The organism is Rhizobium acaciae (assembly GCF_025941625.1).
Lineage (GTDB): Bacteria > Pseudomonadota > Alphaproteobacteria > Rhizobiales > Rhizobiaceae > Rhizobium > Rhizobium acaciae.
In genome coordinates this window covers 686,270-702,260 of the sequence record NZ_JAPCZO010000001.1, presented here as the reverse complement: position 1 = coordinate 702,260, position 15,991 = coordinate 686,270, and the positions used below count along the sequence as shown (strand labels likewise).

17 protein-coding genes are annotated in these 15,991 nt (G+C 62.1%); 12 read left to right on the top strand and 5 right to left on the bottom strand.

Annotation, left to right across the window (positions count from 1 at the left end; all coding sequences use genetic code 11):
- Nucleotides 1-192: 192 nt before the first annotated feature.
- From OLZ32_RS03510 to OLZ32_RS03495, 4 genes are all read right to left on the bottom strand, one after another.
- Entirely contained in the window at nt 193-1,086 is an 894-nt protein-coding gene (locus OLZ32_RS03510) for a LysR family transcriptional regulator (RefSeq protein ID WP_017988302.1), read from the bottom strand.
- Nucleotides 1,087-1,219: 133 nt separating this feature from the next.
- Entirely contained in the window at nt 1,220-2,002 is a 783-nt protein-coding gene (locus OLZ32_RS03505; RefSeq protein WP_264395568.1) for a carboxymuconolactone decarboxylase family protein, read from the bottom strand.
- 136 nt (nt 2,003-2,138) lie between these two features.
- Nucleotides 2,139-3,122 carry an aldo/keto reductase gene (locus tag OLZ32_RS03500; RefSeq protein ID WP_264395567.1) on the bottom strand — a complete coding sequence of 328 codons (984 nt, stop codon included), beginning with the start codon at nt 3,120-3,122 and terminating at the stop codon, nt 2,139-2,141.
- A 65-nt stretch (nt 3,123-3,187) separates the two neighbouring features.
- The gene (locus OLZ32_RS03495) at nt 3,188-3,568 is read right to left on the bottom strand and encodes a DUF2255 family protein (protein WP_264395566.1); all 381 of its coding nucleotides are present in this window, start codon (nt 3,566-3,568) and stop codon (nt 3,188-3,190) included.
- A gap of 506 nt (nt 3,569-4,074) precedes the next feature.
- Between OLZ32_RS03495 and OLZ32_RS03490 the strand changes: the two genes are divergently transcribed.
- From OLZ32_RS03490 to OLZ32_RS03460, 7 genes are all read left to right on the top strand, one after another.
- The gene (locus OLZ32_RS03490) at nt 4,075-4,284 is read left to right on the top strand and encodes a hypothetical protein (protein ID WP_003539563.1); all 210 of its coding nucleotides are present in this window, start codon (nt 4,075-4,077) and stop codon (nt 4,282-4,284) included.
- Between the two features lie 7 nt (nt 4,285-4,291).
- Complete coding sequence (locus OLZ32_RS03485; protein ID WP_264395565.1) at nt 4,292-4,666, top strand: GFA family protein; 375 nt, start codon at nt 4,292-4,294, stop codon at nt 4,664-4,666.
- Nucleotides 4,667-4,827: 161 nt separating this feature from the next.
- Nucleotides 4,828-6,120: an efflux RND transporter periplasmic adaptor subunit gene (locus OLZ32_RS03480; RefSeq protein WP_264395564.1), complete on the top strand. Its 1,293-nt coding sequence runs from the start codon at nt 4,828-4,830 to the stop codon at nt 6,118-6,120.
- A 12-nt stretch (nt 6,121-6,132) separates the two neighbouring features.
- Nucleotides 6,133-6,849, top strand: coding sequence for an ABC transporter ATP-binding protein (locus OLZ32_RS03475; protein WP_003539566.1), 717 nt, complete (start codon nt 6,133-6,135; stop codon nt 6,847-6,849).
- Nucleotides 6,839-8,041, top strand: a complete 1,203-nt coding sequence (locus tag OLZ32_RS03470; protein WP_264395563.1) for an ABC transporter permease — start codon at nt 6,839-6,841, stop codon at nt 8,039-8,041. The genes OLZ32_RS03475 and OLZ32_RS03470 overlap by 11 nt, the downstream gene beginning before the upstream one ends.
- Nucleotides 8,042-8,115: 74 nt before the next feature.
- A complete protein-coding gene (locus OLZ32_RS03465; RefSeq protein WP_264395562.1) occupies nt 8,116-8,475 on the top strand; it encodes a VOC family protein in 360 nt (119 codons plus the stop codon).
- A 358-nt stretch (nt 8,476-8,833) separates the two neighbouring features.
- Nucleotides 8,834-9,448: a GntR family transcriptional regulator gene (locus OLZ32_RS03460; protein WP_264395561.1), complete on the top strand. Its 615-nt coding sequence runs from the start codon at nt 8,834-8,836 to the stop codon at nt 9,446-9,448.
- Nucleotides 9,449-9,497: 49 nt separating this feature from the next.
- Here the strand turns inward: OLZ32_RS03460 and OLZ32_RS03455 are convergent, their stop codons facing one another.
- On the bottom strand, nt 9,498-10,310 hold the full coding sequence (locus OLZ32_RS03455) for a ferredoxin--NADP reductase (protein WP_003539571.1): 813 nt from the start codon (nt 10,308-10,310) through the stop codon (nt 9,498-9,500).
- Nucleotides 10,311-10,668: 358 nt separating this feature from the next.
- Between OLZ32_RS03455 and pcsA the strand changes: the two genes are divergently transcribed.
- Genes pcsA through OLZ32_RS03430 form a run of 5 tightly spaced genes read left to right on the top strand, consistent with a single transcriptional unit; the run spans nt 10,669 to nt 15,988 of the window.
- Nucleotides 10,669-11,397 (top strand): phosphatidylcholine synthase, encoded by a 729-nt coding sequence (gene pcsA / locus OLZ32_RS03450; RefSeq protein WP_003539573.1) that lies wholly within the window; start codon nt 10,669-10,671, stop codon nt 11,395-11,397.
- Nucleotides 11,398-11,407: 10 nt separating this feature from the next.
- Nucleotides 11,408-12,388: a quinone oxidoreductase family protein gene (locus OLZ32_RS03445; RefSeq protein ID WP_264395560.1), complete on the top strand. Its 981-nt coding sequence runs from the start codon at nt 11,408-11,410 to the stop codon at nt 12,386-12,388.
- 39 nt (nt 12,389-12,427) lie between these two features.
- Nucleotides 12,428-13,996: an ABC transporter ATP-binding protein gene (locus OLZ32_RS03440; protein WP_264395559.1), complete on the top strand. Its 1,569-nt coding sequence runs from the start codon at nt 12,428-12,430 to the stop codon at nt 13,994-13,996.
- Complete coding sequence (locus tag OLZ32_RS03435; protein WP_264395558.1) at nt 13,986-15,071, top strand: ABC transporter permease; 1,086 nt, start codon at nt 13,986-13,988, stop codon at nt 15,069-15,071. The genes OLZ32_RS03440 and OLZ32_RS03435 overlap by 11 nt, the downstream gene beginning before the upstream one ends.
- Nucleotides 15,068-15,988 (top strand): ABC transporter permease, encoded by a 921-nt coding sequence (locus OLZ32_RS03430; protein WP_003539582.1) that lies wholly within the window; start codon nt 15,068-15,070, stop codon nt 15,986-15,988. The genes OLZ32_RS03435 and OLZ32_RS03430 overlap by 4 nt, the downstream gene beginning before the upstream one ends.
- Nucleotides 15,989-15,991 lie beyond the last annotated feature (3 nt).

The window sequence follows — 15,991 nt, the reverse complement described above, 5'->3', positions numbered from 1 at the left end:
ACTCCGTCCTTAATCGAGTGCTCTTGGCCGGACCGCCGCGACGTCCGTTGCGGTCGCGACTGGCGATCGATGCGCTTGCCACCGAATTGCCGAAGCGTTTCGTCGTCTGAAGCGAATCCCTTTGCGCTTTATTTCCCGCAGGAGCCGCGCAACGGTGCAAAAGGCGGCTCGCCACTCTGTCGTCGCAGCCGCTCACGTTGAATAACGCAACGCGTTCACGAGAAGGGAAAAGGCGGGGGAAGACTGGCGCCGGCTTGGGTAATAGAGATGGAAGCCCTCCCAATAGGGAGAAAAATCTTCCAGAAACCGGTGGAGGCGACCGGTTCCAAGATGGAGCTTGGCGATATCTTCCGGGACATAGGCGAAGCCGAAGCCGTCGAGAGCCGCCTCAAGAACGTTGTAGATCGTGTTGAAGACCAGCTGGCCGTCCACCCGAACCTTGATCTCGCGGCCGTTCTCTTCGAACTCCCAGGCATAAAGACCGCCATAGGTGGGCAGGCGCAGATTGATGCACCTGTGCTGCATGAGGTCCTTCGGATGTGTTGGAATATCGCGTGAGGCAAAATAGGATTCCGCGGCGACGACGGCGAAGCGAACATCCGGCCCGATCCTCACCGAGATCATGTCCTTGGCGATCTGTTCGCCGAAGCGCACGCCGGCGTCGTAGCCTTCGCTGACAATGTCCTGCAGACCGTAGTTCACGTCCAGTTCGAGCCTGATGTCGGGATATTGTTGGAGAAAGGTCCGAAGCTTCGGCCATATGTAGCACTGGATCTGATAGTCGCCGGCGGTCAGCCGGACAGTTCCCGCCGGCTGGTCCCGAAGAATGTTGAGGCCATCGAGCGCAGATCCGATCTCGTCGAAAAGCGGACCGATGCTCTGCAGCATCCGCTCGCCTGCCTCGGTCGGCGAGACGCTGCGCGTCGTCCTCGTCAGCAGGCGCACACCCAGCCGCTGCTCGAGTTGACGGAGCGTATGGCTCAGCGCCGACTGCGACACGCCGAACTTGGCGGCGGCTTTGGTGAAGCTGCGCTCCCTCGCAACCACCAGGAACACCATCAGGTCGTTGATATTCTGGCGCTCCAATGATGATTCCTCCTCATAGACCGACGCCCATCATAAACGCCCGCCTATGAAATGGTAGCAATCAACTCTGGAGCAGCAAGCAAGCCGGACCCCTATGCGCCGGACCAGCGTGCTTTTGCTGCAGGCTGGTGCTTTACTTCGCCCGGCTGCGCAGTACCTCCCCGACAACCGGCGACGCAGAGAAGGCGTTCGGCCAGCCGGCGTAGAAGGCCGTATGGGCAACGACCTCGCCGGCTTCGTCGGCGGTCAGGCCGTTATCGATGGCGCGGTTAAGGTGATAGGTGATCTGGGCGCTCTGGCCCGATGCGATCAGCGAACTGACCGTCACAAGGCTGCGGTCTCGCGGTGCAAGGCCCGGCCGCCGCCAGAGGTCGAGGAACAGCGGGTCGGTCGTAAAATGCACCAGCCCCGGAGAGATCGGGCCGACACTCTTCTCGACGCCGGTGGCGCGTTGGCGCTCGGCTTCTTCGTTGAGCGGCAGCAGTTGCGGAGAGGCCGCAGGCAGCTGGTCGGCCGTGATGCCCCGGTCTTTGAAGGCGTCCTTGGTCGCGGCGACTGCGGACATCGCGTTCGACCAGCCTGCGTAGAAAGTCAGATGCGTGATGACCTCGGAAACCTCCGTCGGGGTCACCCCGTTATCGAGAGCGACGTCGACGTAGTGCTTCAGATCGATCGCCTGGTTTCGGGCGATCAGCACGGCCAGCGTGACGATGCTGCGATCGCGGCGTGACAGTTGCGGCCGCTGCCACAGATTTCCGAGTACGTCCTCTTCAGCGTATCGGCCAAGAGCCGGCGATACGGACTGGATGTCGCTGACCGACAATGATGAAGCACTTCCGCCTCCAATTCCTTCCTGGGCCATGAGAGGCTCGCCCATCGTGACCGAGATAGCCGTGGCGGCCAAAATTCGTTTCATGATGATATCCTTCCAACTTGGTTGTTCCGGCATCGCCTGGAATGGGCCTGCAACGGCGCAACGACGAAAGCTGCAAAGCGCCCGTCGTCAGCATCGAAGCAGGGTTCTGTGGTATTGGCTGCTGCAGAATGTGCCGCTAGAGACCGGATCGGCGCAGCATTTCTTCGGGATAACGAGCTCCCTGAATGACGATGTTGGTCTGCTCGATCTCGTCAAGATCGGCCTTGTCCAAGGTGACGTTCAGCGCCCCGATATTCTCCTCGAACCGTTCGAGCTTGCGTGTGCCGAACAGCGGCACAATCCAGGGCTTCTGCGCCAGCAGCCAGGCTAGCGCGACCTGCGCCGGCGTCGCGCCATGCTTCTCCCCGATCTTGCCGATCAGTTCGACCAGCTTCAGATTGGCAAGACGCGCTTTCTCGGCGAAGCGGGGAATTCCCGCTCGGATATCGGAACTGTCGAATGTGGTGTTGAGGTCGATCTTGCCGGTGAGAAATCCCTTGCCGAGAGGGCTGAAAGGCACGAGCCCGATGCCGAGTTCCTCGATTGTCGGAATGATTTCGGCCTCCGGATCGCGGGTCCACAAGGAATATTCGCTCTGCAACGCGGCCACCGGCTGCACCGCATGCGCCCGGCGTATCGATTGGGCACCGGCCTCGGACAGACCGAACCACCGCACCTTGCCCTCGGCGATCAGCTCCTTGACCGTCCCGGCCACATCTTCCATCGGCACGTCCGGATCGACCCGATGCTGATAGTAGAGGTCGATGTGGTCGGTGCGCAGGCGCTTTAGGCTGCCCTCGATGGCACGGCGGATCTGCGCCGGCTTGCTGTTGACGCCACCGCGGTGCTCGCCCGTTTCCTGATCGATGTCCCAGCCGAACTTCGTAGCGATCTTGACCTTGTCGCGAACCGGAGCAAGCGCCTCGCCCACCATCTCCTCGTTCGTCCAGGGGCCGTAGACTTCAGCGGTGTCGAAGAAATCCATGCCGCGTTCGACGGCGGTGCGAAGCAGGTCGATCATCTCGGCCCGGTCGGGAAGCTCGCGGGCCTTGCCATAGCCCATGGCGCCCAGCGACAAGGCGGAGACTTCCGGGCCCTGGCCGAGTGTGCGCTTGATCATCTTGCGTCTCCTTTGCTCGAGTTGGTTTGGATGGCTACCGACGACGCATCCGGATCCGACTGCCGTCAGGCAGTTTCCTCACGCGGCGCGATCCGGACGGTCGCCGCGCGTGCTCGGGCGCTGACCATCGACGCGAGATACTGGCTCTTGCCGTATTTGGCACGGTAGGCGTCGTCGATGCGATCGTTGATCGGGCCGTCGACAGGCTCGAAGCCGACGGTGCGCGTCATGCCGGCGGCAATGATCCGTCCAGCCTTCTGGTGGACCGCCGCCTGATACCAGCGGGACTTCTGACCATGGTAGCCGCGCACGTAGAGCGAGCCATCGACGACAACCTCCCAGATCCAGGTCGGGGTGCCATAGGTGGCGCCATCGTCCCTGAACGGCGCGATTTTCAAATCGTCGGCCTGACCGATTTTGCTAAGCTCGTCATCCGACCAGTTCATCGTCGCTCTCCGCTCAGTTTGGCTACAGTCGTGGTAGCGCTTCCCGATCTCATGCTTTGAATATAGAGCGCGTACCGAACCATGATTAGGCGCGGCAAATCGTATGAACTTATGAGTGAGAATCATCAATACAGATGAAGAAGATTGGTCGAGGGCGTTCGGCGTGACGGGGGTCGAGAGCGGTCCTGCATGCGTTCCGCATTTTAATATTTCGTGATCTCCGGTCGAAAACAGCGGGATGAGGAAACGAACCGGGCGGGTAGGGAGCTCGTCTGCCCATTTCGTTGGCCACCAGGAGAAAGCGGAAAAATCCCGATGTTCTCCAGCACCGCCGCGTCCGCTTGGCGCAGCCCGCAACCTCGATCAAAAAATGCGTATGTCGGCGAAAAGGTTCCAGGAAAACAACCGCATCCACCCGTGCCGGAAGCCTTGATGCGGCGCGCCGGCTCTTTCCAAATCGACAGGTCGCACTAGCTTAAAGGGGACGTGACGAAAAGGAGAAAACCATGACCGACGCACCGAATACGGCGACCCCGGCGCGGAGAGTGTTGCGTGGCCGCCCCTACAGCATCGGCGAATTTGCCAGGAAATATCGGCTCGACGACAAGGAGGCAAAGCGCCTCTACGACAAGTTCGGCCCGTCGGCCACCGAACTCGACCTGTTGATGGCAGCAAAGCGGCGCCCGCCGGGCCTGCCGACCAATCTCGACGCCTGACGGGCCCATGGGGATCCGAACCGGAAGCTGCCTTTGCGGGGCGGTGGCCTACAGGGTGGAAGGCGAGCCGCTTCGCACCGGCCTCTGCCACTGCGCCGATTGCCGCAAATCGAGCGGCTCCGCCTTCACCTTCTTCGCGGTCTGGCAGCGCCAGGCTTTCTCCCACAGCGGCGAGATCGCCACTTTCTCCGGGCGCAGCTTCTGCCCTGCCTGCGGCAGCAGGCTTTTCTGCCTTAGGGATGATGAGGCGGAAGTCCGCCTGGGCTCGCTCGACACCCCGCCGACCGGCCTTACGCCTGGTTATGAAGTCTGGATCAAGCGGCGCGAGCCTTGGCTGCATTCGTTGCCCGGCGCGGACCAATATGCCGAGGATGCGGATTGACGGACGCTTCCGGCGCCTGAACAACCTTTCCTTACCAAGATTTCATTTCACCCATCCGCAATTCCGTGCCAGTTCGGCGGCAACGCTAATCGCCGGTTCATCTGCACTGTGATTACTTCACCGCAGAGGCCGCAGGCGGCCACTGACGGATTGAGGACGACATGAACAAAATCGTAAGCGGCAGCGAAACCGGAGCAAAGACAGGCGCAGCGTCCGATCTCGCCGCGGTCCTTGTCGCATCAGGACGGCAGGGCAAGCGTGGCCGCTGGCGCGGACGCCTGCTCATCCTGCTGATTCTCATCGTTGCCGCAGCGGTCGCCGCTTATTTCTATATGGGCCGTGGGCAAAGCGAAGTGAGCTATGCCACCCAGCCGGCAAAACGTGGCGACCTGACAGTGCTCGTCACCGCCACCGGCTCGGTACAGCCGACCGAGCAGGTGGATATATCGAGCGAGCTTTCCGGCACGGTCCGCGACGTCAATGTCGATTACAACAGCACGATCAAATCAGGCGAAGTGCTCGCCCTCCTCGATACCAACAAGCTCGAGGCGGATGTGAAAAGCTCGCGCGCCAAGCTCAATTCGGCCAAGGCGAACGTCGTCAAGGCCAATGCCGATATGCAATCGGCAAGCACCTCGCTCGAGCGGTTGAAGAGCCTGGTCAGAAGCAATGTCTCCACCCAGCAGAGCCTCGATGACGCCAGCTACAAATATGATTCCGCCGTCGCCGCCAAACAGATCAATGAGGCCGAGGTGCTCGCCTCGGAGGCCGACCTGCAGCTTGCCGAAGTCAATCTCGCCAAGGCGAAGATCATATCGCCGATCGACGGCGTCATCCTCACCCGTTCCGTCAATCCGGGCGCCACGGTCGCAGCCTCGCTTTCGGCGCCGATCCTTTTCACCATCGCCGGCGACCTGAAGAAGATGGAGCTGCAGGTCGATGTCGACGAGGCCGATGTCGGCCAGATCGCCGTCGGCCAGAAGGCGAAGTTCACGGTCGACGCCTATCCCGACCGGACGTTTCCCGCCGAGATCGAGCAGATCCGCTTCGCCTCCGAAGTGGTCAACAATGTCGTGACCTATAAGGCGGTTCTATCCGTCGACAATGCCGACCTGCTGTTGCGCCCCGGCATGACGGCGACGGCCGATGTCACCGTCGAGGCCGTCAAGGACACGCTGATGGTGCCGAACGCTGCGTTGCGCTATGCCCCGGCGCAGGCCGAAAGGCGCGGCCGCGGCATTTTCGGCATCTTCGGCCCACCACGTCAGCGTAACAACAATGCCGGTCCGGCGCTGAAGGGCGCTGAGCGCCGCGTCTGGGTCCTGCGCAACGGCCGGCCGGCGCCTGTTGTCATCCAGGTCGGCTCGTCCGACGGCCAGTTCACCCAGGTCGTCTCCGGCGACATCAAGGAAAACGACGCACTGGTGACCGACGCCACGGCGCGTGCGAACTAGGCGGAGAGAGGGATGGCAAGCCCGCCGCTCATCGAATTCAGACAGGTCTCGAAAATCTACGGCGAGGGTGAGGCGGCGATCCGCGCGCTCGACCACGTCGACCTTGCGATCAACGCCCATGAATTCGTCGCGATCATGGGGCCGTCTGGCTCCGGCAAGTCGACGGCGATGAACATTCTCGGCTGCCTCGATGTGCCGAGCGCCGGCGACTACATCTTCGAAGGCATTCCGACCAGCGGCTTCGACCGCAGCCAACTGACGCTGCTGCGCCGCCACATGCTCGGCTTCGTCTTCCAGGGCTTCAACCTGCTGTCGCGCACCTCGGCCGTCGAAAATGTCGAGCTGCCGCTGATCTATCGCGGCATGGCGGTGCGCGAGCGGCGCGAGCGGGCCCGCGAGGCCCTGGCGCTGGTCGGCCTGACCGGGCGCGAGCATCACAAGACACAGGAACTGTCAGGCGGCCAGCAGCAGCGCGTCGCCATCGCCCGCGCCATCGTTACCGAGCCGGCGCTGCTGCTCGCCGATGAGCCCACCGGCAATCTCGACACGAAGACCAGCGTCGAGATCATGGATCTGATGACGCGGCTGAACCGCGAGCAGGGCATCACCATCGTCATGGTCACCCACGAACCCGATATCGCCGCCTATGCGCAGCGGCTGCTGCGTTTCGTCGACGGCAAGTTGGAGACTGAGGTCGAGCATCGGAGGAGGGCGGATCATGTTCTTTGAGACGCTGAAGCTGGCGCTGCGGGCCATCAGCCGCAACATGCTGCGCTCGTTCCTGACCGTGCTCGGCGTCGTCATCGGCGTTGCCGCCGTCATCGCGCTGGTGACGATCGGCAACGGCACGACCGCGCAAGTCTCGACCGAGCTGTCGCGGCTCGGCACCAACATGCTGTTCGTCCGCCCCGGCCAGTTCGGCCCCGGCAGGGCGAGCTCCGAGGCCAAGCGCTTTAGCGTCAAGGACGTCGCGGCGATCCGCGACCAGATCGGCGGCCTCAGGGCAGTGGCGCCGCTCAACCAGTCCACAGCGACGGTGATTTTCGGCGGCCAGAACCATTCGACCAGCGTCTCCGGCACCACCAACGACTATTTCATCGCACAGGACTGGAACCTGGCGCTCGGCCGCAATTTCTTGCCCGCCGAGGAACGCGGTCAGGCGCGCTGCATCATCGGCGAGACGGTGCGCTCGCAGCTCTTCGGCAGCGCCGACCCCACAGGACAGCAGATCCGCGTCGGCAAGGTCTCATGCCCCGTCATCGGCGTGCTTGCCAAGCGCGGCCAGTCCGGCATGGGTAACGACCAGGACGATGTCGTCATCATGCCGGTCAAGGTGTTTCAGCGGCGCATCAGCGGCAGCAACAACGTGCCGCAGATCATCATCTCGGCGCGCGACGGTGTCTCCACAGCCAAGGTGCAGTCGGATGTCGAAAATCTCCTGCGCGAGCGCCGCAAGATCGTGCCCGGCCGCCAGGACGATTTCAACGTCAACGACATGACGCAGATCGCCGAGGCGATGACCGGCACGACGACGCTGCTGACCGGCCTGCTCGGCGCCGTCGCCGCGATCAGCCTGCTCGTCGGCGGCATCGGCATCATGAACATCATGCTGGTCTCCGTTACCGAGCGAACCCGCGAGATCGGCATCCGCCTGGCGATCGGCGCGCTCGAAAGCCAGGTGCTCACCCAGTTCCTGGTCGAAGCCGTGGCGCTGTCGCTGTTCGGCGGCATCACCGGCATCGTGCTTGGCCTGAGCCTCGGCTTCGGCGCCGTGACGCTGCTGAAAGTACCCTTCGTCTTCAGCCCGCTCATGGTCGCCGTCGCCTTCCTGTTCTCCGCGGCAATCGGCATGATCTTCGGCTATTTCCCGGCGAGAAGGGCAGCGCAGTTGAACCCGATCGAGGCGTTGCGGCACGAATAATGCGCCATGGCAAAACGCATGATGTCTCTCTACCCTTGTCAATCGAACGCAACCGTTATAGGGGGCCAAGCATCATGCCGCTCAACAGGCTGGTGATCTATGCGGGGAATGTCGAGGAAACGGCGCGCTTTTATGAGAAGCACTTCGGTTTCAAGGCGACCAGCCTGCCGGGCGACAGGATCGTTGAACTGGTGGCTCAGGACGGCGGTGCGAATATCATGCTGCACCAGGCCGCCAAGGGCCAGCGGAGCGGCCAATCCACCGTCAAGCTGGTCTTCGACGTGGAGGATGTCGAGGCCTTTTGCAGACGATGCGCGGAAAACGGCCTGGAGTTCGGTGCCATCCATAAAGCCGATGGCTATCAGTTCGCCAATGCAAAAGACCCATGTCAAAATTCGATCTCGGTTTCCAGCCGGGCGTTTCGCAAGGAGTGACCGTGGGAAGGTGCCGGCCTGGTGAAGCAGTGGTTTGCCTCTGTAGGCGAGGGCGAGTTTGGCGAGAAAGCCAACCGCACTCTCCGTCCTCCTCGGGCTTGAGCCGAGGATCCATGCCGCGGCTGCTGATGGATACGGGGCGGATGCTTGGCTCAAGGCCGAGCACGACGGAGAGTGGGGCGGTCGGCAGAAGCCATTCACGGCGTAGACGCCCGTGCCGGCAATGCCGTTCGCCGATTTTCAGCAGCCTCGCCAATGTTATCTATCTGTCTCTATTCTGATATTTGGGTGGCGACTTGTCTTCGGTTTTTGGCCGTGTCACTATGTGATATATCAGGCTTGGCGACGGAGCTCCTTATTGCAGACTTCTCAGAGCCATCTTGCCTATCTCGCGCTGGAGCATCTGATCGTGACGCTGGCGTTGAAGCCAGGCGCGCTTGTCACTGAAAAGCAGCTGATCGATATGGCCGGCCATGGGCGTACGCCGGTGCGCGAGGCGATCCAGAAGCTTGCCTGGCAGGGGCTGATCCTGGTGAAGCCGCGCGTCGGGCTGCAGGTGGCCGAGATCGCTGCTGAGGATCATGGCAATGTGATGCAGGTGCGCCGTGAGCTGGAGCCGATCGCGGCGAGCCTTGTTGCCGAACATGCGAGCGACGAGCAGCGCGCGCGCCTCATCGATTGCGCCCGCGCGATGGAGGAATGCGCCGTCACCGGCGATCTCGACGGCTTCTTCGCTGCCGACAAGGCCTTCGACGAAATCCTCGAGGATGCCTGCCCGAACGGCTTCATCACGGCAGCCCTCGGCCCGGTGCAGACCCATTCGCGTCGCCTCTGGTACTCCAAGGCAAGCCCGGAGCGCATGGACCGCGCCATCGCGTTGCACGTCGCCGTCATCCGCGCCATCCATCAGGGCAGGCCGGATGAAGCGCGCGCCTCCATGGCGCTGCTGATCGATTACCTCAGCCAGACATAGAAACGGCTCCGTTTCCGGAGCCGCCACAGGTATTATTGTCAGAGATGTTTTAGCCGACGAAAGCGCGCTCGATGACGAATTCGGCGGGCTTGCTGTTGGCGCCTTCATCGAGACCGGCCTTCTCGAGCAGTTCCTTGGTATCCTTCAGCATGGCCGAGGAACCGCAGATCATGCCGCGGTCGATCACAGGGTCGAGCGGCGGCACACCGAGATCGGTGAACAGCTTGCCGGAAGAGATCAGATCGGTGATGCGGCCGCGATATTCGAAATCCTCGCGCGTGACTGTGGGATAGTGGCGCAGCTTGTCGCCGACGACTTCCTTCAGCAGCTCGTCGTTCTGGATTTCGTGTACGAGGTCGAAGCCGTATTTCAGTTCGGCGACATCGCGTGTCGTATGGGTGAGGATGACTTCCTCGAACTTCTCATAGGTCTCGGGATCGCGAATCAGGCTGGCGAAAGGCGCAATGCCCGTTCCCGTCGAGAACATGTAGAGACGACGGCCGGGCGTCAGCGCATCGAGCACCAGCGTGCCCGTCGGCTTCTTGCGCATCAGCACCTGGTCGCCCGGCTTGATCGCCTGCAGATGGGAGGTGAGCGGACCGTCCGGCACCTTGATCGAGAAGAATTCAAGTTCTTCGGCCCAGGCGGGGCTGGCGATCGAATAGGCGCGGAACACAGGCTTGCCCTCGACCATCAGGCCGATCATCGCGAATTCGCCGGAACGGAAACGGAAGCCCTGCGGCCGGGTCATCGTGAAGCGGAAGAGCCGGTCGGTATAGTGCGTGACATCGAGCACCGTCTCGGCATAGACGCCGGCGGGGATGGACAAGGCGAAGTCTTCGGTCTTTGCAGGCGCGTTCATTTCGGTAGCGGATCCCGTTTCGTCGGATGAACTGTCGTATGCGAGCGAGATATTACAAATCCGGCCGGAATTAAAGGCATTCCATTCCACGCGACGCTTCTAAAGGGAAATATGCATGTCATTGTCAGGATTCAATGGGGAGCAGGGGGCAGGCGGAGAATGTCGTATTTCCCGCTGGCGAAGCCCGGTAAAGGATGCATATTAGAGCGGCACGCCGGAAACGGATGCCGGTTTTCGGCAAAAACGGTGCGACAACAAAGACCTACGGCGTCGAACCCGATTCAGCAACAGGGTCCGGCGATGGTGGCTAAAAAAAAGATGCTTGCCGGGGCGAGCGCGATAGGGCGGTCGGGGGAACATGAAGATTTTCAACTACAAGCGTGTTCCCTATGCGGAGATGCGCGCCTTTTCCGTCCATATCCTGACGGCATCCGGCTCTTTCCTTGCCTTTCTCGGCGTCGTTGCCGCCGCCGAGCACCGCTTCATCGACATGTTCTGGTGGCTGGGCCTTGCCCTTCTGGTCGACGGCATAGACGGGCCGATCGCCCGCAAGGTGCGCGTCAAGGAAGTGCTGCCGAACTGGTCGGGCGATACGCTCGACAATATCATCGATTACGTCACCTATGTGCTTCTGCCGGCCTTCGCGCTCTATCAGAGCGGCATGATCGGCGAGCCCTGGTCCTTCGTCGCCGCCGGCATGATCGTCGTCTCCAGCGCCATCTACTATGCCGATATGGGCATGAAGACGGACGAGTATTTCTTCTCCGGCTTCCCCGTCGTCTGGAACATGATCGTCTTCACGCTGTTCGTCATCGATGCCAGCGCCACGACCGCGCTCACCGTTGTCATCGTTTCGGTGGTATTGACCTTCCTGCCGATCAATTTCCTTCACCCGGTCCGGGTCAAAAGGCTGCGCCCGCTCAATCTCGGCGTCTTCTTCCTGTGGTCGGCGCTCGGCATTTTTTCGCTGCTGGTGCATTTCGACACACCCGAATGGGCGCTCATTCTCTTCATCGTGACCGGAGCCTATCTTTACGTCATCGGCGCGGTGCTGCAATTCTTCCCCGCCCTTGGACGCGAAGCATAGGACAGGCAAGATGACCAAAACGCAGGCGGTTTCATTTTCGAGGACGGGCGGGCCGGAGGTTTTCGACTATGTCGAGATCGATCTTCCCTCGCCCTTAGCGGGTGAGGTGCAGATCAGGCAGGCGGCGGTCGGCCTCAATTTCATCGACGTCTATTTCCGCAACGGCACCTACAAGGCGCCGCGTCTGCCCTTCGTCACCGGCAAGGAGGGCGCCGGCACCGTGACATCGGTCGGCCCCGGCGTCGAGGACTTCAAGGTCGGCGACCGTGTCGCCTATGCCAGTGCCGACGGCGCCTATAGCGCTGAACGCAATATCGAGACGCGGCATCTGGTGCATGTGCCTGACGGCATAGAGCTTAAAACCGCAGCGGCGATGATGCTGAAGGGCATGACCGCCGAATATCTCTTGAACCGCACCTTCAAGGTCGGCCCGCAGACGGTCCTGCTGTTCCACGCCGCTGCCGGCGGCGTCGGCCTGATTGCCGGCCAATGGGCAAAGGCGCTCGGCGCCACCGTCATCGGCACGGCGGGTTCCGAAGACAAGATCGAGCTGGCACTCGCCCATGGCTACGACCATGTGATCAACTACAAGAGCGACAGCTTCGTCGACCGTGTCCGCGACATCACCGGCGGCAAGGGCGTGGATGTCGTCTACGATTCGATCGGCCGGGATACTTTTCCACAGTCGCTCGATTGTCTGAAACCGCGCGGCCTTTTTGCCTCCTTCGGCCAATCTTCCGGTCCGATCGAAAATTTCACCCTTGCGGCTCTGGCGCAGAGGGGCTCGCTCTTTGCGACGCGGCCGACGCTCTTCACCTACATCGCCGCGCGTCAGGAACTGATCGACAGTGCCAAAGCGCTATTTGATATTGTGCAAAGCAACAAAGTGCGTATCAATATCAATCAAACCTATCCGCTGCGTGAGGTTGGGCAGGCTCACACGGATCTGGAAACAAGAAAAACAACAGGAACGACGCTGCTGATTCCATGAGATCCGAACGGACCGGTTGGCAGAAGAAATGAGGGGAACGTGTCGCCATTGAATGTGCCGGATTCCGGTGCGTTATTATCGGTTCAGAAGCTGACGAAGTTTTTCGGTGGCTTTGCCGCCTGCAATGAAATCGATCTCGATATAGCGCCGGGCGAAATTCATGCGCTTCTCGGCGAAAATGGTGCAGGCAAATCCACCCTGGTGAAGATGCTGTTCGGCGTTCTCGAGCCGACGGGCGGGCATATCCTCTGGCAGGGCCAGCCGGTTGCGGTCGCGTCGCCCGGGGAGGCCCGCAAGCTCGGCATCGGCATGGTCTTCCAGCATTTTTCGCTGTTCGAGGCGCTGACGGTTGCCGAAAACATCGCGCTGTCGCTGGATGACACCATCCCGATCGACAGGATCGCCGAGGAGGCGCGGGCGCTGTCGATCGCCTACGGCCTGCCGCTCGATCCGCATGCCCATGTGGCCGATCTCTCGGTCGGCGAGCGCCAGCGCATCGAGATCGTCCGTGCGCTGCTGCAGAACCCGAAGCTCATCATCCTCGACGAGCCGACCTCGGTGCTGACGCCGCAGGAGGCCGACAGGCTGTTCGAGACGCTGTTCAAGCTGCGCGCCGAGGGGCGTTCGGTTCTCTATATCAGCCACCGCCTGGAAGAAGTGCAGCGCATCTGCGATCGCGCCACCGTCCTGCGTCATGGCCGCGTGACCGGCGCCTGCGATCCGAAACGGGAAACGCCTGCCTCGCTCGCCCGCATGATGGTCGGCAGCGAAGTGGCGACCGTCACGCATCCGGAGCGCAGCGACAAGGGCGAGGTGCAGCTTGCCGTCGCCAGTCTTTCCGTCGCCGCGCGCACCCCTTTCGCCATGTCGCTGCGTGATGTGTCGATGGCGGTGCGCTCCGGCGAAATCCTCGCCATTGCCGGTGTCGCGGGTAACGGCCAAAGCGAGCTCTTCGACGCATTGTCGGGCGAATATCCGGTCGCCTTGGCCGAGGCGATCGTCATCCGCAAGAAGCCGGTTGGCAACCAGGGCATTACCGCCCGCCGTCTTCTCGGCGCCGGCTTCGTGCCGGAGGAGCGCCACGGCCATGCCGCCGTCTCCGCCATGAAACTGTCGGACAATCTCGTCCTTGCCCGCAGCCAGTCGGACCGCAAGGCGTTTCTGGGCCTCTTCGGCATCATCCGCCACGCTGCGGTGAAATCCGCCGCAAGACGCATTTCCGAGGCCATGGATGTCCGCAAGAGCGGCGATGATCCCGCTGCCGGCTCGCTGTCCGGCGGGAACCTGCAGAAGTTCATCGTCGGCCGCGAGCTCGACCGTCAGCCGACGGTGCTCGTCGTCAACCAGCCGACCTGGGGCGTCGATGCCGGGGCGGCGAGCCGCATCCGCCAAGCCTTGGTGGATCTTGCAAGAAGCGGTTCGGCCGTCGTCGTCATCAGCCAGGATCTCGACGAGATCTTCGAAGTGGCGACCGATATTGCCGTCATCTCCGAAGGTCGTCTTTCCCGCCCGTTCCCGGCGGGCGAACTGACGCGTGAAAAGATCGGCCTGCTGATGGGCGGCCTGCACGAGAGCAGCTCTGCTCCGGAGGCGCCCCATGCGCATTGAACTCGAAAAACGCCCCGACGTCTCGAAGCTCTTCGCTTTCGTCTCGCCGCTCTTGGCCCTTGTCCTGACGTTGGTGTTCGGCGCCATCATGTTCGCCATGCTCGGCAAGGACCCGGTCGCAGCACTCGACGCCTTCTTCGTCGAACCGCTGCTCGAGGTCTGGTCGCTGCACGAACTGGCGATCAAGGCCGCGCCCCTGATCCTGATCGCCGTCGGCCTGGCCGTCTGTTACCGCTCGAACAACTGGAATATCGGCGCCGAAGGCCAGTTCACCATCGGCGCCATCACCGGCTCGTATCTGCCGATCATCTTCTACGACTGGCATTCGCCGCTGGTGTTGCCGCTGATGCTGATATTGGGCGCGCTCGGCGGTGCGCTCTTCGCCGCCATTCCGGCGCTGCTGAAGGCGCATTTCAACACCAATGAGATCCTGACATCGCTGATGCTGGTCTATATCGCCCAGCTCTTCCTCGACTGGCTGATCCGCGGCGCCTGGCGCGATCCGAAGGGCTTCAACTTTCCGGTTTCGCGCGATTTCGCGCCGGAAGCAGTGCTGCCGGCGATCTGGGAAGAGTCGGGCCGCGCCCATTGGGCCTTCATCTTCGCCATCATGGCGGCGGTCGGCGCCTGGTTCATGCTGCGCTATACGCTGAAAGGCTTCGAGATCGTCGTGCTCGGCCAATCGGAGCGGGCAGGGCGCTTTGCCGGCTTCTCGTCGAAGAAGATGATCTGGTTCAGCTTTCTCTTCTCTGGCGCCCTAACCGGCCTTGCAGGGATAGCCGAGGTTTCCGGCTCGATCGGCCATTTGCAGCCGGCGATCTCGCCGGGCTACGGCTTCACCGCGATCATCGTTGCCTTCCTCGGCCGCCTCAATCCGCTCGGCATCATCGCATCGGGCCTGGTGCTGGCGCTGACCTATCTCGGCGGCGAGGCAGCCCAGCTTTCGCTCGGCCTTTCCGACAAGGTCACCCGCGTCTTCCAGGGGCTGCTGCTCTTCTTCGTGCTCTCCTGCGATACGCTGATCTATTACAAAATCCGCCTGGTCTGGTCGCGGGTAAGGGGCAGGGCGGCATGAGCATCTTCGAAGCCATTCTGCTGACCGTCATCACCGCCTCCACGCCGCTCGTCATCGCCGCACTCGGCGAACTGGTGACCGAGCGCTCCGGCGTTCTCAATCTCGGTGTCGAAGGCATGATGATCATGGGCGCCGTCGGTGCCTTTGCCACGGCACAGCTCACCGGCTCGGCCTATATCGGCATTGTCGGCGGCGTCGTCAGCGGCGCGCTGTTTTCGCTGCTCTTCGCCTTCCTGACGTTGACGCTCGTCGCCAATCAGGTGGCGACAGGCCTTGCGATGACGATCCTTGGCCTCGGCGCCTCCGGCATGCTCGGCGAGGCCTTCGTCGGGGCGCCCGGCGTCCGGCTGCTGCCGATCGAAATCCCGCTGCTTTCGGCCATTCCCTATGTCGGAACGGTCCTCTTCAAGCAGGATCTGATCTTCTACCTGTCGATCCTGCTCGTTATCGCCGTCAACTGGTTCCTCTTCAAGAGTCGCACCGGCCTGAAGATCCGCGCCATCGGCGACAATCACGCCTCGGCGCATGCGCTCGGTATCGACGTCATCCGCATGCGCTACCTCGCCGTGATGTTCGGCGGCGCCTGCGCCGGCCTTGCCGGTGCGCAGCTGTCGCTGATCTATACACCGCAATGGACAGAGAACATGTCAGGCGGGCGCGGCTGGATCGCGCTGGCGCTCGTCGTCTTTGCCTCCTGGCGGCCCTGGCGCCTGCTGGCCGGCGGTTATCTTTTTGGGGCGGTAACGATCCTGCAACTGCACGCGCAGGCCTTCGGCATCGGCATTCCCTCGCAGTTCCTCTCGATGCTGCCGTATGCGGCGACAGTTGTGGTCCTCGTCATCATCTCGCATAATCGGCGCACAACGTTGATCAATACGCCGGCCTCGCTCGGCAAAGCCTTCGTGCCGGACCGGTGAACA